This is a genomic window from Eggerthella lenta DSM 2243 (assembly GCF_000024265.1).
In the GTDB taxonomy this organism is placed as follows: Bacteria; Actinomycetota; Coriobacteriia; order Coriobacteriales; family Eggerthellaceae; genus Eggerthella; species Eggerthella lenta.
On record NC_013204.1, the window covers coordinates 2,478,965 to 2,493,690 of the forward strand.

General features: G+C 62.4%; 12 protein-coding genes. 6 read left to right on the forward strand and 6 right to left on the reverse strand.

Going from position 1 to position 14,726, the window contains the following annotated elements; all coding sequences use genetic code 11:
• Nucleotides 1-104: 104 nt before the first annotated feature.
• Nucleotides 105-1,859, reverse strand: a complete 1,755-nt coding sequence (locus ELEN_RS10580; protein WP_009306263.1) for an FAD-binding protein — start codon at nt 1,857-1,859, stop codon at nt 105-107.
• Between the two features lie 709 nt (nt 1,860-2,568).
• Here ELEN_RS10580 and ELEN_RS10585 point away from each other — a divergent pair.
• The 3 genes from ELEN_RS10585 (at nt 2,569) to ELEN_RS10595 (ending at nt 5,859) form a co-directional block, all read left to right on the forward strand.
• A complete protein-coding gene (locus ELEN_RS10585; protein WP_231566132.1) occupies nt 2,569-3,672 on the forward strand; it encodes a helix-turn-helix transcriptional regulator in 1,104 nt (367 codons plus the stop codon).
• A 126-nt stretch (nt 3,673-3,798) separates the two neighbouring features.
• Nucleotides 3,799-5,280, forward strand: coding sequence for a DUF1846 domain-containing protein (locus ELEN_RS10590; protein WP_009306265.1), 1,482 nt, complete (start codon nt 3,799-3,801; stop codon nt 5,278-5,280).
• A 24-nt stretch (nt 5,281-5,304) separates the two neighbouring features.
• The gene (locus tag ELEN_RS10595) at nt 5,305-5,859 is read left to right on the forward strand and encodes a Hint domain-containing protein (protein ID WP_015760964.1); all 555 of its coding nucleotides are present in this window, start codon (nt 5,305-5,307) and stop codon (nt 5,857-5,859) included.
• Nucleotides 5,860-5,955: 96 nt separating this feature from the next.
• Here the strand turns inward: ELEN_RS10595 and ELEN_RS10600 are convergent, their stop codons facing one another.
• The 4 genes from ELEN_RS10600 to ELEN_RS16535 form a co-directional block, all read right to left on the reverse strand.
• On the reverse strand, nt 5,956-7,362 hold the full coding sequence (locus ELEN_RS10600) for a hypothetical protein (protein ID WP_015760965.1): 1,407 nt from the start codon (nt 7,360-7,362) through the stop codon (nt 5,956-5,958).
• Nucleotides 7,363-7,430: 68 nt separating this feature from the next.
• The gene (locus tag ELEN_RS16205) at nt 7,431-8,006 is read right to left on the reverse strand and encodes a hypothetical protein (protein ID WP_015760966.1); all 576 of its coding nucleotides are present in this window, start codon (nt 8,004-8,006) and stop codon (nt 7,431-7,433) included.
• Nucleotides 8,007-8,077: 71 nt separating this feature from the next.
• Nucleotides 8,078-8,818: a hypothetical protein gene (locus tag ELEN_RS10605; protein WP_015760967.1), complete on the reverse strand. Its 741-nt coding sequence runs from the start codon at nt 8,816-8,818 to the stop codon at nt 8,078-8,080.
• Between the two features lie 204 nt (nt 8,819-9,022).
• Nucleotides 9,023-9,598, reverse strand: coding sequence for a helix-turn-helix transcriptional regulator (locus ELEN_RS16535; RefSeq protein WP_015760968.1), 576 nt, complete (start codon nt 9,596-9,598; stop codon nt 9,023-9,025).
• Nucleotides 9,599-9,783: 185 nt separating this feature from the next.
• Between ELEN_RS16535 and ELEN_RS10615 the strand changes: the two genes are divergently transcribed.
• Nucleotides 9,784-10,560: a hypothetical protein gene (locus ELEN_RS10615; RefSeq protein WP_015760969.1), complete on the forward strand. Its 777-nt coding sequence runs from the start codon at nt 9,784-9,786 to the stop codon at nt 10,558-10,560.
• 118 nt (nt 10,561-10,678) lie between these two features.
• Here ELEN_RS10615 and ELEN_RS10620 read toward each other — a convergent pair whose 3' ends face one another.
• Nucleotides 10,679-11,575 (reverse strand): NAD(+)/NADH kinase, encoded by an 897-nt coding sequence (locus tag ELEN_RS10620; protein ID WP_015760970.1) that lies wholly within the window; start codon nt 11,573-11,575, stop codon nt 10,679-10,681.
• A gap of 67 nt (nt 11,576-11,642) precedes the next feature.
• Here ELEN_RS10620 and murJ point away from each other — a divergent pair, with 67 nt between their 5' ends.
• Both murJ and ELEN_RS10630 read left to right on the forward strand, forming a co-directional pair.
• On the forward strand, nt 11,643-13,745 hold the full coding sequence (gene murJ / locus ELEN_RS10625; protein ID WP_015760971.1) for a murein biosynthesis integral membrane protein MurJ: 2,103 nt from the start codon (nt 11,643-11,645) through the stop codon (nt 13,743-13,745).
• Nucleotides 13,746-13,784: 39 nt separating this feature from the next.
• Nucleotides 13,785-14,690 carry a LysR family transcriptional regulator gene (locus ELEN_RS10630; protein WP_015760972.1) on the forward strand — a complete coding sequence of 302 codons (906 nt, stop codon included), beginning with the start codon at nt 13,785-13,787 and terminating at the stop codon, nt 14,688-14,690.
• The last annotated feature ends 36 nt before the right edge of the window (nt 14,691-14,726 follow it).

The window sequence follows — 14,726 nt, forward strand, 5'->3', positions numbered from 1 at the left end:
CCGGGCGCCGCGCATCGAGAGCGCGTGCCCGGCCCTTGCACCGGAGAGGGAGGGGTGCGCACATCCGGCAAAGGACGGCACCGTCGAATGATCAGGTTAGTTGTCTACAAACCGGCTGCGGCGTTCTCGCCGGCCACCTTGCCGTAGAACATGGCCATCGCGTGGCTGTGGCCGCTCAGACGGAAGGGGTACTTGATAGCGAAGCGGCTGCCCTGGATGTTGCCGGACGCATACAAGCCGGGGATCACCTGGCGCTCGAGGTCGAGCACCTGGGCGTTCTGGTTGGATTCCAAGCCGCCCATCATGACCAGGCACAGGCCCACGCCCATGCGCTGCGCGTAGTACGGGCCGTCGTCGGTCACGGGCATCAGGTACTTCGCCTGCTTGGCGTAGTCCTCGTCGACGCCCTTCTCGCACAGCTCGTTGTAGCGCTCGACCGTGGCCAGCGCTGCATCGACGTCCATGCCGTCGATGCTCTCGAACAACTCGCGCAGCGTCTGGCCCTTGAAGATGGTGCCGTCGCCCACCCGCTCGTCCCACTCGGCGAGCGTGGCCGCGAACGTGTTCACGCACTTCGCAGCATTCTCTTCGAAGTGGCTGTCGGTGATCATGAAGCACTTGTGCTTGGGCTGCAGCTCGATGGGATACTCGGCATCGGCGGCGCAGGTGTCCTCGTTCATGAACCGCTCGCCGTTGTAGTTGATGCGCAACAGCGGTCCGGTGAAGCCCATGGAATCGTTCTGCGAATCGGTGTCGCCCGGACCCCCCATCACGTGCATCTGCGAGCACTGGTACTGCTGGATGGAAGCACCCGCCCAGTACCCCAGCTTGTAGCCGTCGCCCGTATTGGTGCGGTTGCCCTCGACGTCCATGTTCGGCCATGGGTTGCCGTTGCCGTTCCAGATGAGGTTCGGTGCGAAGTAGCGCACCATGTCCTCGTTGGATCGACAGCAGCCCGATGCCAGGCACACGCCGTTTTCAGCGTTGATCTTCTTGTACTTGCCGGTATCGGCGTTGCGCGCGTACACGCCCACCACGCGACCTTCATCGTTTTGGATGAGCGCTTCGGCGAAATGGCCGAAATACGCTTCGGAGCCCGTGCCGGCATCGAGGCCCTTCTGGAAATTGTTGTCGAGCACGGCCTGATGGTCGGTGAAGTTCAGGCATTCGGGGAAAGCGGCCTGCGGCTCGCTCTCCCAGTCGATGGTCGGATCGCTCATGCAGCTGACGCCGTTGGGAACGTCCGCGCTGGGATCCATCGACATCTCGTAATTCTCGAGGATCTCGCAATCCGCGCCCTCGATCCACCAGTCCATAGCCTCCGCGTCGCCCAAGACGAACTTGCGGACGATATTGTAATTCGTGATGCTGGCGCACTCCTGGAACTCTTCCTTGATGATGGCCTCAAGGTCGAGGTGGGGCAGGCCGAAGGTGTCGGTCAGCTTGCCGTTCAAGTAGCAGTACTGGCTGGAGCGCTGCTGCGGCATGGAACCCTTCTCGATGCCGACGACCTTGGCGCCGCCCTCGGACGCCGCACGGAACGCCGCGACGCCCGAGACGCCCAGACCCACGACCGCCACGTCGCAGTCAAGCTCTTCCTCCACCATATCGTCGGTGATCTCAGGAGGATTGGCGGGCCAAGGATAATAGTCTCCCCACGGCGACGGGGCAAGTCCTTCGGCGGCGTCGGCCGCGCTCGCAGCCGTCGCAGCATCGCCCGCCGAGCTTGCCGAAGACGCCTGCGGCGAACATCCCGCCAACGCTGCTCCCGCTCCCAGCGCCGCCACGCCTCCTAGCGTGAGGAACCCGCGACGCGTGAGGCCGTCGGCCAGCTCTTTCTTTTGCTTTTCGTTGTTCATGATCTCCCTCCTTCAGGGTGAATCGAGCAGCGCTCCATGCGCCGCCCTTGCAACGACGCAACCATAGGACGCACGTGGAACAGGGAGAATAACCGCAGTGCGTGAAGCGCATCACCGCGTTGCAGTATTTTTTCGTTTTACCAGATGATCGGACTGAAAAGACATCGAGGCGACCGGCTTTCGGAGAACGCGAGTCCGAAGGACGACTCGGCTGGAGTACAATGGGCAGGAAACATCGGAGAAGCCAAAGGGGGGCTTTCGCATGGCAAACGGCACGTACTTGAACAGGCTAGCCGCCCAACCTCCCATCCGTTTCCGCCCCCGCCTTTTGCTGTTAGCGGCTTTCCTTGCCTCGGCGCCCCTCTATCCGCCCAACTCCTACCTTATGCTGCGTTTCGCACCGAACGTCTCGCCCGCTGGCGACTTTCTTTTCGCCATGCTGCTCTCTTGCTTTGCGACAGCCCTCGCCATCCTGCTCTTCTCGGCGCAACGCCCCAGCTGGCCTGGCTTCGAAACGCGCAAAGGGCGCCCGATCGCCACAGGCTGCGCTTGGACGTACGCCGCAGTCTTGGTGGCGATCTGGATTCTGCTCGCAGCCGGATACCGTAACGTCGTCTTGTTCGCAGCGCTCGGCGTCACGGCCGGGGCATGCATGGCGCCGGTGATCATGCGGTGGGTGCGTCTGTATCTAATGGATTTTCGCAGCGTGATGTTCTACGGTGCCATCGCGTGCGCCAGCTCGTCGGCTGTCGCCTGGATCGTTTCGCTTTTGTCCGACCCGTTCGCGGTAGCCGCGGAAGGCGTTCTCGCCATAACGGGATCGGTTCTCCCCCTGTTGTTCGGAATCGAGAAATGCACGCACGAGACGGATGAGGACGCACAGAGCGTCTCCGGCATCGAAAACGGCGGGGGCGGCTTCACCGGCTCCCCTGACGCGGAAAGCCCGTCGAACACGCTGACAGGGCTTGCATCTTCTCTCAGGACATTCCTATCGATCATATGGGTGCCGCTGCTGGGCTTTCTCGTCTGCTCGTTCATGATGGCCGCTTATTCGTTCGACGCCGACGTGGGAGCGGGACGAAGCGAGTACACGGGCGCCATCGTTGCATCGGCCGTCGTCGTGGCGCTTTGCGCAATGCGGTTGAAAAGCCCGTTCGTTATGCTGATCGACCGCTTGGCTGTTCCGGCGTGCGTCGCGGTGAGCATCGTGCTGGGCAGCTTCCCGACGGGGACGACGCTGTTCGTGGCGGGAGCGATGCTCGTATACGCGCCTCTCGCCCTGCTATCGCTCTTCGCGCTCTCATCGCTGGTCGCCATGGCCGAGGCGGGAGAATTCCCTCTGCCCTTCGTGTTCTCGGCGGCCTTCCTGCTCAGCTGTGCGGCATCGCTTTTGGGCATGACGGTGCAGGCGAACGTGCCGCCGGATGTGAATTTAGGGCCGTACCTGTGGGTCGTGCTTTCCTCATACTTCTGCATCGTGGTGGTGCACCTCGGCTTCGTCGCATGGCAGCAGGCTTGCTCGACGGACGATCCCGACGCTTTGCAGGATGCAGGCATGCGGAACGAAGGTGAAACCGATACGCTGCATGCATTGCAGCACGAACGCATCGTGACGCTAGCGAACGGGTACGCCCTCACGAAGCGCGAACGCGAGATACTGCAGTACCTGAGCCTGGGATACGGGTCGGTATACATCTCCAAAACGCTGTTCATCTCCGACAACACCGCGCGCACCCACATCCGCAATATTTACCGCAAACTGGACGTCAGCTCGCGAGAAGAGCTGCTGTCGCTGGTCAACGGCATGAAATGACAGCCCGCGCCTCGCACCCCTACGCGGCTCTGTACAGCTGATGGTTTGACGCGGGTTCGCCCGCTATCGTGGTATGCTGTTACATTAGTGCAAGAGCAGAACGGTTCGAAGAAGAAGAGGGATTCCATGCGCATCGGGTTCGACAACGACAAGTACATCGCGCTTCAGGCCGAGCATATCCGCAACCGCATCAATCAGTTCGGCGGCAAGCTCTATCTGGAATTCGGCGGAAAGCTGTTCGACGACTACCATGCCGCGCGCGTGCTGCCCGGGTTCGAGCCCGACTCCAAGATCCGCATGCTCAAGAGCCTGGCCGACGAGGTGGAGATCATCATCGCCATCAACGCCAACGACATCGAGAAGAGCAAGGTCCGCGGAGACTTGGGCATCACCTACGACGAGGACGTGCTGCGCCTCATGGACATCTTCCGCTCCATGGGCTTCGCCACCAGCGGTGTGGTGATCACCCACTACGCGAACCAACCCTCGGCCGGCGCGTTCCGCCGCCGCCTGGAAAGCCTGGGCATCAAAAGCTACCTGCACTACCCTATCGCCGGCTATCCGTACGACATCGACCGCATCGTCAGCGAAGAGGGCTACGGCAAGAACGAATACGTGGAAACGACGCGCCCCCTCGTGGTGGTGACGGCGCCCGGCCCCGGCTCGGGCAAGATGGCCACGTGCCTGTCGCAGCTGTACCACGAGCATGAGCGCGGCATCGCGGCCGGCTACGCCAAGTACGAGACGTTCCCCGTGTGGAACCTGCCGCTGAAGCACCCGGTGAACATCGCCTACGAGGCGGCCACGGTGGACCTCGACGACGCGAACACCATCGATCCCTTCCATCTGGAAGCCTACGGCATCACCACGGTCAACTACAACCGCGACGTGGAGATATTCCCCGTGCTGAAGGCCATGATGGAGCGTATCTCGGGCACCAGCCCGTACCAGTCGCCCACCGACATGGGCGTGAACATGGCCGGCAACGCCATCGTGGACGACGAGGCCGTGCGCGACGCCGCGAAGATGGAGATCGTGCGCCGCTACTTCCAAACCGCGGTGGAAGTGAAGCGCTCGGGCGTGGGCCAGGAGCGCATGGAACGCCTGGAGCTGCTGATGAACCAGGCAGGCGTGAACGCGAGCTTGTCTCCCGCGCGCTCGGCGGCGCTGCTGAAGGAGGAGACCACCGGCGGCCCGGCTGGAGCGATGGTACTGCCCGACGGCTCGGTGGTGACGGGCAAGACGTCGTCGCTGCTGGGCGCGGCATCGTCGCTGCTGATGAACGCGCTCAAGGGCCTGGCCGGCGTGGACGACGACATCGACGTGATCAGCGACGAGGCCATCACGCCCATCTGCCGCCTGAAAACCGAGCAGCTGAACAGCCGCAACCCCCGCCTACACTCCGATGAGACGCTCATCGCGCTGTCCATCAGCTCGGCCACCGATCCGCTGGCGAAGAAGCTGATCGACCACGTGAACGACCTATACGGCTGCGACGCGTTCTTCAGCGTGATCCTGTCGGCCACCGACGAGAAGCTGTACCGCACCCTCGGCATCAACGTCTGCTGCGAGCCGAAGTACGAGCAGCATAGGTACTATCACAAATAGTAATCACAAGTAAGGCGGTGCAAGATGAACGGTTGTTGTTGCGTCGAAGCGTCAACCCTCGTGCTCATGGCCGATGGCAGCCAGCGCCCCATTCGCGACCTGCGTATCGGCGATTTGGTAAGAACCGAAACAGGAACCGCGCATATACGCGACATCATCAAAGGGCGCGAGCCCGAGCTGGTTCGCATCGGGCTCGCGCAAGGCGGCAACCTCGTCGCGACGGGGAACCACCCCCTGTTCACCGACAAGGGCGTCAAGCGATGCAGCGAGGTCGTCGTGGACGATCGGCTTCGCACGGAGGGCGGCTGCGTCGCCATCGAAAGCATCGAGCTCGCTCCGCACGAGCCCGCGACGAGCAATCTGACGCTCGGAAAAGCCATCGGGTGCGTTTCGCACGATTTCGAGGTATACAACCTGGTTCTGGATGGATCGAGCGTATTCTTCGCGAACGGGCTGCTTGTGGGCGACAACAACGAGCAAGGGCGCCTTATGCGCTCATCTGACGAGATTCGCAGCTCAGCCAGCGTTCCTGCCGAGCTGCTCGCAGAAGCGGAGCGCTTGCGCCGCGATTCGATGTAGCCCGAGACGATTGCCCCCGCAGCGGCTCATCTTCGCCCGAAAAACACGCTCCAACGTCTGAGGCGTGTTTTTCGGGCGAAGATGCTCCCGTCGTCGTTACGCGGCGGCGACGATCCAGATCATCGAGCCGTAGGCGAAGCTGTTGCCGTCCGCGTCGATCGTGGCGTTGAGCAGCGTCTTCATACCGTAGTCGGTGAACGTTCCGTGCCACACGAGCATCGTGTTCTCATCGCCTGCAGCTAGCAGCACCGGCCGGTCGAACGTCGCTTCAAGTCCCAGCGGTGTGAAGCGCGCGTCCTGCACGAATGTCGTGGAGCCGCTTTCGGTGGTGAGCGACCACGAGCCCCCCGGCAAGTCCTGGTCGGCGCGCTTGAGACGAACGCCCACGATGGCCACGTTGCGTTCCGAGCGGTTCGCCGCCGCAACGGGGATGAGAGCGGTGTTGTCGCCTTCGGCGTTCAGAACCATGGAAACCGACGAAGGGACGGTGATGTTGACCTGGGCTTCCTCTTGGGGTGCGAGCGCAGGTTCGGATTCCGGCTCGGCAGGCGGTTCGGGGGCGGGCGCCTCTTCGGCGGGCGCGTTCGCGAGCTTGTCGGTAAGCTCGTCCGCCGGCTGCTCTACAGATTCGTCCGCGGAAGCATCGAGGTCCCTCGAATCGTCGGGATCCTCGACGCCCTCGGAGTCTTCGGGCGTTTCAGATTCGACGGGATCCTTGGGCTCCGCGGAATCATCCGGCTCTTCAACCGTCGGCGGCTCCGGCGCATCGGGATTCACAAGCTCGCGCCCGTCGAGATTCCATGCGTACCCCAGCACGTTCTCGTCCGCGCCTCGATACACCGTGGCCAGCAGCGTTTCAGCCGGCTCCTCGAAGCCGAAGCATTCATCCGCGACCGCCTCGTCGGCGAATGCGAATTCGTCGGGAAGCTCGACGAGCTTCGGGCAATCGTAGAACGCGCGCGTCAGATCTTCGACGCTGGCGGGCACGTTCGCGATCTCGCTCAGGTTCGAGCATCCCTCGAACCAATGAGCCAAGCTCGTCGCTTCCACCTTGTCGGCGAAGATCACGCGCTTGATGTCGCCGGCCTCGCCCGCAGCCAGCCAAGGGACGTCCTCGACCTTATCGAACGCGACTGTCTTCCCCGCCCCGTCGACCACGAACGTCCCGTCGGGCCACAGCTCAGCCAACACCGCCGAGGCATCGTCCGCACCGATAGGCCATGCGCGCTCGTATTCGGGAACGATGGGAGTATCGGGGGCAATTGGCTCGGATTCGGGTTGCAACTGCGGCCCGCTCGGAGCAGGAGCCTCCGAGGGCGCTTCAACCATGACGTTGCCGACGTCGTCAACCGGTGCCTTCGGAGCCGCAGCGTCCGCGGCCGCTTCGGAGGCAGCCGCGTCCTTCTCAGCCGCAAACGAAACCGGCACCGGCCACAACAATCCGAGCACCAGTAGCGCACAAAGCGAGCAGGCCGCACCAATCCTAGATGCGACCTGCCTCATACCTACGATACTCTCTCGCAGCTTTGCCATACGAGAAACCGCGTCCTCTCGAGTAAGAGCTTGGAACTTTAAGCGATCGTCCAAACAACGTTCGCAAGCGATATCGCGTTAAGCGAGGAGAGTTTATTTACCTTTCCTCCAAAATGCACAGCCAGATCAGCACCGGGCTCAATCGTCCAATCAGTCAAAGAGAGGGGATCCGTTGTCGCCGTGGAAAGATCAATCGATCCCGCATCTACAAAACTCGATCCACCTTTGGAAACCTTCAAAACGGCAGCATCTTCAGCAGCGGTCGAAATAGCAGCTTCAGTTACAAGCGAACCACCGGTAGTAGTAACCTGCACGCTAGATACCTTAACGGAAACCAAAGTTCCCGTATTGATGATTTTCGCGGTCGTCGGTGCAACAAAACTCTTATCAGAGCTAACAACCAACTTGATCTCAGAAGGAACAGTGGCGGAAATCTGATCATTTTGACTTTGAATGCTGACCTGTGTCGTCCCCTTTCCATCATTAGAGAGAGCGCCTCCATTGGTCGCGCTAACTGCATTCTCTGCGAACGCAGGAACCGCGCATAGCCCTGTCAGCATCGTTGCTGCGCAAACGCCTACGACGCCCTTTTTCAAATTCGTCATCTTACTCATGATCTTTCCCTTTCCCGATGTGCCCTTACGTTGCCAGATGTGCTCTACGTATCCTCTTCGCAGAAGGCCCCTTAGCCTTCGACGTTCAAAACAATTTCAGCGGCCGCCTGGCCGGTCTGCTTGTGCGTCTCGCGATCGTAGCCGGTGAACGTGGCCACGGCGGCGTACTGTCCGGGATCAAGATCCTTCGTCAGCTTGATCGTTTGAATATGCTGGTCGGGCGCTATGGCAGCCGACTCGTACACCGTCTCGCCCGAATCTTTCAGCGTGATGACCACTTTCTGGTCCATCTGGTTCGCCGCGATGTTCTCGATGCGCGCCTCCCCCTCGGATGCGCCGTCGGGGAACGTGATGGAGGCCGCGATGGAGATGTTCATCATGCCCTTCGCCACTTCCTCGTTAAGCGCCGCCTGGATCTCTTCCTTCGACTTGCCCTCGAACTGGCCTTGCGCGGCGTTCGAGTCGTACCAGTCTTCCAGCGCAGGCTGCTGCGTCAGCACGACGCCAACCCCTACGGCAGCGCCCACGGCGACAACGGCCACCAGCGCGGCGAATACATGCTTGGACATGCCGAGGATCTTGCCGGTATTCTTGGCGGCGTCGGCAGCTATGTTGGAAATGGGATGCGAAGCGTTTGAAGCCCCGGCATCGGAAGCGTTGTCGACAGATGCCGGATCAGAAGTCGCGCCGAAACCATTGCCCTGCGCGACATCGCCGGCAGCGTTGTCGCCGCCCGTCTGGCGTTGAGTGGCATTTGGTTTGGCATCATCTACTGGAAGGCTCTGCGTGCTCGTCGTGTCTTGCTCGCTCATACGTACTGTACCCCTTATTCGACAGTCCCCCTGTCGTAAACACGAAAACTTAGTTAGCTAAGATACGCCACGGGCGATGGCAAGTCAATGGCGTTTGAAGGAATATTTGGAGCCACTAAAAAATTATTCAAACGATGACGATTCAGCCTATACGATCAGGCGGTATGCATTATTCTGCAATGAGATGCCAAGAGCGAGGAAGCCCTAAACAAGGCCCCTTCCCCCTATCGCCTGAACGAGCTCGTCCTTTCCCGTTACGCCCGTTTTGCGGTACAGATTGCGGATGTGAGTCTTCACCGTATCGCCCGATACGAACAGCTCTCGCGCGATCTCGGAACGGGTGCAGCCCTTGAGCAGCAGCGCCAGAACCTCCTCCTCGCGCCGCGTCAGATCGAACGTCCGCGCCGCATGCGCGCACCGCGACTCGATCGAGCCCTCCTCCGTGCGGTAGCGATCGACGAGCCCCCGCAAATCCTCAACGCGCCGCCGCTCCAGCTCATCAGTCTGAGCCCACGTTTTCCGCAGAAGCGCGCCTACCGCTGCCGAGCATCCGCACAGAAGGGCTGCGAAAACGGCAGACGCGACGTTTCCGTACGCGTCGGTGAACGCGAGGCACCCGACCACCGCACCGGCGAACACGACAACGCAGTAGAACGCGAGGAGCAAATCCGCTCGCGCACGCCGATCGAAGTACGCGAAACGCGCGATGGCATAGCACGTGGCGCAAAACGTCGCGCCGACGCAGACAAGGATCACCGCCGTTGCTATTATGTCCGTCATACCGATATCCTTCTCGAAGCCATGCGCGTTCCGCCGTCCCCAACTTGGATCCTACAATAGCATGAGACCCAGATCAAAGCAGGGGTGAATTAAATCACCGTTGCAGCTTCGCCTTGCGCAATGGTAGGTTCGGCTCGAATCGAATCGGGAACCGACCCGATCGCCGCCGACCGGAGGAGGCCGTCATGAAGAACACGCGAACCGTCCGCATAGCCGCAGGAACCGTCTGCTTGATCGTCGTAGCCCTCGTGATGGGCTGGTTCGTGGGACGCTACATCCCAGGGGATCCCCGCGAGCCCGAGCCCCGCATCGGCGACGGGCTCTATTCTGAAACCGGATACGGGTTATCTAAGATCGTCGATTTCGATCCGGGATCAACGATGAAGCTAAGGAACATCACGCAAGGCCAACGTTACGTCAGGCATCCGGACGAGGTGGAACGCACCCCTTCCGAATTGGTAGACTTCTACAAAGAGAACGGCGAATGGGAGTACGAATGCCCCGACATCGACCTATCCGTGTCCGAAATCAAAACCATCACGACCAAGGGCTTCGCTGAATGGTATCCCGAATACGCAGGGACGTACCGCCCGGTATACGACGACAGCGAGCTTATAGCGGTCACCGTAACCATAACCAACGCCTCCGACAACCTTATACAGCAATGGTACAAGCTGCCCCTTGAGCATGTTACGCTATGGAGCGAAAACCTCGACTATATAGACGACAGCTTAGGGGCCGGAGTGGTGCTTGACGACGCATTCGTGTTCGCGAACGAAAACTACAACCGTGACGAATTGCTCCGAATCGAGCCAGGAGAGTCACAGACGCTGATCCTGCCGTTCAAAGTCAACAAGAACGCCTTGAAAGACCAAAACTCGTTCGACGAGCTCGATCCCTCCGACTTCTGCATCCAGATGGTCGATTTCTCAAGCAGTACCGCCTACCGTCTTTGGCTGTAGGCGCCCTCCTCCCTCCCGGGCCGCAACGCATCATCGCCCGAAAAACACGCCTCAGCCGCTGGAGCGTGTTTTTCGGGCGATGATGGGTTTCGACTGCCGCAGGGGCATTGCCAACCTCTTAGAAGAACACCTTGGCGGCGTGCTCGTAGAATCCGTCATGCCGGTAGCGCAGCAGCGTGGTGGGAACGGCTCCGCGGCTGACGTAGACGCGCTTCACCGGCGCGTCGAACGAAAGCAGCTCGCCGTCTGCGAACAGCGCGGCCTCACGGGGATCGCGGTTGAGCGACAGGTCCATCTCCACCACGTCGTTGGCCGCCGTCACGATAGCGCGCGAATGCAGGGTGTGCGGCGCCAGCGGCACGGCCACCAGGCCGTTGAAGCCGGGAGCCACCAGCGGCCCGCCCGCCGACAGCGCGTAAGCCGTCGATCCGGTGGCCGTTGCCACCACCAGCCCGTCGCCGCGCATGTCGGCGATGTGCGCGCCCGAGATGCCCAGCGAGAAGTCGATGATGCGCCCGTTGGCGCCGCGCGTCACGGCCAGCTCGTTGAGCGCGAAGAACGTGCGCGCCGGATCGTCCACGTCGTGCGCCGCCGCCTCATCGTCGTCGCCCCACGGGTCGGGCTCGCCCTCGCACACCACGTCGATGCGCAGGTTCGTGCGCTGCTCGGCCACCACGTCGCCCGCCAGCGCCGACGCGACCACGGCGATCACGCCCTCATCGCCCGTGTTCGCCAGAAAGCCCAGCCGTCCGAAATTGATGCCGAGAATGGGCACGCCCGAGGTCCCGATCTGGCGAGCCGTGCGCAGGATGGTGCCGTCGCCTCCCAGCACAACCGCCATCTCGACGCCCGACGCCAGCGCTCCGTTCAGCTCCTCATGGTCGCAGCGGCACGACAGATCGGACGAATCGACCAGCGTGTAGTCCAGGCCCTGCGTGGCCAAATACGTTGCGAGCAGCAGCGATGCGTCCACGGCTTGCGAGTTGGAATTATTGCGTACGATGAGGATGCGCATGAGGGTCTTCTTTCCGGGTTTGCTATGATGGGGTCATTATATCCGAAGCATGAGGAAGCGTTCGTCCATGTCCGACAAGCTCGCACGAGCTCAACACACGCGCGTTGCCGAACCGGCACTCGAGCAGCCCGCCGAAGCGCCTCGACGCCCCCAGCGCACGCACGTGCGCGCTGCCGACCCCGGTTCGACGTCGGAGATCAGGGTGGGCGGCCGCCACGCCGGGCTCGACCGCACCGTCATCGCGGCGGCCGTGGCCCAGCAGGTCGTTCCCAAACCGCAGCCTCGCCTCGATCCGACGAGCGCGAAAGCGCGTCTGCGCGCGGCCGCTCCCGGAGAAACCTCGGAGATCCGCATCGGCGGCCGCCACGCCGGCCACGACCGCACTACGCCGCCTCGAGACCCCTTCGAGCCCTCGACCCCCGATCCGCGCGAAGCCGCCCGCCGCTCGGCGCCCAGCTCGCGCGCCGAGCGGGCGGCGTTTCCCGGATCGACCTCGGAGCTTCCCATCATCAGCAAGCACGCGGGCGCCGATCGCACGCTGGCCCGCGCCCCACAGCCAGAGCACGAGCCGGAAGACACCGCCGCCGCTGTCGGGTCGTCGGCAGCGCTCATCAGCGTGTGCGTGATGATCTCGCGCATCACCGGCTTCGCTCGCACGTGGATCATGGCGTTCGCGCTGGGATCGACGCTGCTGTCCAGCTCGTACCAGGTGGCGAACGGGCTGCCGAACATGCTGTACGAGATGGTGGTGGGCGGCATCCTCGTGACGGCGTTTCTGCCCGTGTACCTGTCGGTGAAGAAGAAGCTGGGGCAGCAGGCCGGCAACCAGTACGCGTCGAACCTGCTCACGCTCGTGGTGCTGTTCCTCGGCATCATCTCCGCGCTGTGCATCGCGTTCCCGTCGGTGGCCATCTACACGCAAAGCTTCTACTCCGATCAAACCGAGATGGCCCAGTCGGTGTTCTTCTTCCAGTTTTTCGCCATTCAGATCGTGTTCTACGGAGCGTGCGCTATCGTGTCGGGCCTGCTCAACGCGAATCGCGACTATCTGTGGTCGTCCATCGCGCCCGTGGCGAACAACGTCATCGTCATCGCCACGTTCATCCTGTACGCCGTCGTGGCGCCGCAGAACCAGGAGATGGCACTGTATATCATCGCCATCGGCAACCCGCTGGGCGTGTTCGTGCAGCTGGCCATCCAGCTGCCGGCGCTCAAGAAGAACGGCATCCGCATACGGCCCCGCGTTGATTTCCGAGACCCCGCGCTACGCGAGACGCTGGGGCTGGGCATCCCCGCGCTGTTCGTCATGCTGTGCTCCACCATCGTGGTTTCAGTGCAGACGGCGGCGGCTTACGGGTTCTCCGACAACGGCCCGTCCATCCTGTTGTACGCACGCCAATGGTTCACGCTCCCCTACGCGTTCCTCGCGGTGCCCATCACCACCGCCATGTTCACCGAACTCGCCGACATGCAGGCCGAAGGCGATACCGAAGGCGTGAAGCGCGGCATCATCGGCGGCACGAACCAGATCCTGTTCTTCATGATCCCCTTCGCGCTGTACCTTATGGTGTTCGCGCTGCCGCTGGTCACCCTGTACCATGCAGGCGCGTTCACCATGGACAACGTCAACTCCATCGCCACGTACATGACCGTGTTGGCCTTCGCCCTGCCCGTGTACGGCGTGAACACGTACTTGCAGAAGATCTTCTCCAGCTTGCGGAAGATGGGCGTGTTCGCGGCGTTCAACTTCGTGGCCGGCGCGGCGCAGATCGCGCTCACGATGTTCGGCGCGGCCAACGTGGAGCGCTTCCCCATCGAGATCATCGCGGTAGCCGAGGTGCTCTTCTACGTTGTTGCCGACGTATGCCTGTTCGCCTACCTGCGCCGTCGTCTCGGGCCGTTCGGCCTGCGGTCGGTGGCGAAAGCGTGCGCGCGCGGCCTTCTGTTCGGCGGCCTGGGCGCCGCTGCGGGCGGCGGCGTGCTGTTCGCGCTGCAGATGTTCGTCGCGCCGCTGTCCGGTTCCATCCCGCAGGCCCTCGCCTACGTGCTGGCCGGTGGCATCGTGGCGCTTGTGGTGACGTTCGGCCTGTCCATCAAGCTGCGCGTGCCCGAAGCCGCCTTCGTCGGCTCCATCGTGGGCAAGGTGAAGGGCAAGCTGGGACGCGGATAGCGCCTGCGCGGGCGCAAGCGAGCACAGGGGAGGTGCTGCGTGGAGCTTCATCAGTTGAGATACCTGTCAGCCGTGGCGCATTGCGGAAGCGCGGCGAAGGCCGCCGAGGAGTTGTACGTCTCCAAGCAGGCCGTCTCCAAGGCCATCCGCTCGCTCGAGCACGAGACGGGGTTCGAGCTGTTCGACCGCGACGACGGGATGCGCCTTACCGAAAACGGCCGCGAGATCCTCGTTCACGCCGAAGCGGTGCTGCGCGAGCTGGACGAGATCGACTTGTACGTGCAAGCGCAGGGCGCGGGCGCGCGGCAGACGGAATCGCTGGCCATCGCGTTCAAGTCGTTCCCGCTCGATTACCTATTTTTCAACAAGGGTCACGAAGCGGTGGCGCACATCGACGAGTTCGTCTACCGCACGCCTGGGTGCTCCGTCTCCACGTTCAAGATGTCCGATACCGCCATCCTGAACGCCCTGGAGGAAGAAGCCATCGACCTCGGCTTCGTGCACGGAACCTACAAGCGCCCCGGCATCAGGCTCGTGCCGCTCGGCCCCGTGGAGACGCGCGTGATCACGCTGAGGTCCAACCCCTTCGGCAGGCGGGCGTCCGTCCGCATCGCCGACCTCGAAGGGGTTCCCATCAGAAGCCCCTTCGACTTCGATCTGTTCACCAACGCCTTCATTACCGCCTGCCACGAGCACGGCTTCGATCCGAGCTTTCGCGAAGTGCCGTTGAACGACGAGGCCATCGACGCGTTCTGCAGCGGAGGCGGGGTGCATCTGCAGCCTTTCGATCCGCGCATGGAGAAGGCCTACCCGCAGTCGGTCTTCCTGCCGTTCCATCCGAGCGACCGGATCGAGCTGCCCCTGTGCCTCGCCTATCGCGAGACGCTTGCGAAGCCGCTGGCGCTCAAGCTGGTCGGCTTCATCCGCAACGGCATGCGGCGCTGAGCGCGGCGCGCCGGAAGCCGATCCGACGCGCCGACG

Coding starts and splice junctions, on each gene's coding strand:
- ELEN_RS10600 (WP_015760965.1), bottom strand. CDS start 7,362: ATGAGGCAGGTCGCATCTAGGATTGGTGCGGCCTGCTCGCTTTGTGCG.
- ELEN_RS10595 (WP_015760964.1), top strand. CDS start 5,305: ATGAACGGTTGTTGTTGCGTCGAAGCGTCAACCCTCGTGCTCATGGCC.
- ELEN_RS16535 (WP_015760968.1), bottom strand. CDS start 9,598: ATGACGGACATAATAGCAACGGCGGTGATCCTTGTCTGCGTCGGCGCG.
- ELEN_RS10590 (WP_009306265.1), top strand. CDS start 3,799: ATGCGCATCGGGTTCGACAACGACAAGTACATCGCGCTTCAGGCCGAG.
- ELEN_RS10605 (WP_015760967.1), bottom strand. CDS start 8,818: ATGAGCGAGCAAGACACGACGAGCACGCAGAGCCTTCCAGTAGATGAT.
- ELEN_RS10580 (WP_009306263.1), bottom strand. CDS start 1,859: ATGAACAACGAAAAGCAAAAGAAAGAGCTGGCCGACGGCCTCACGCGT.
- ELEN_RS10615 (WP_015760969.1), top strand. CDS start 9,784: ATGAAGAACACGCGAACCGTCCGCATAGCCGCAGGAACCGTCTGCTTG.
- murJ (WP_015760971.1), top strand. CDS start 11,643: ATGTCCGACAAGCTCGCACGAGCTCAACACACGCGCGTTGCCGAACCG.
- ELEN_RS10585 (WP_231566132.1), top strand. CDS start 2,569: ATGTTCTACGGTGCCATCGCGTGCGCCAGCTCGTCGGCTGTCGCCTGG.
- ELEN_RS16205 (WP_015760966.1), bottom strand. CDS start 8,006: ATGAGTAAGATGACGAATTTGAAAAAGGGCGTCGTAGGCGTTTGCGCA.
- ELEN_RS10620 (WP_015760970.1), bottom strand. CDS start 11,575: ATGCGCATCCTCATCGTACGCAATAATTCCAACTCGCAAGCCGTGGAC.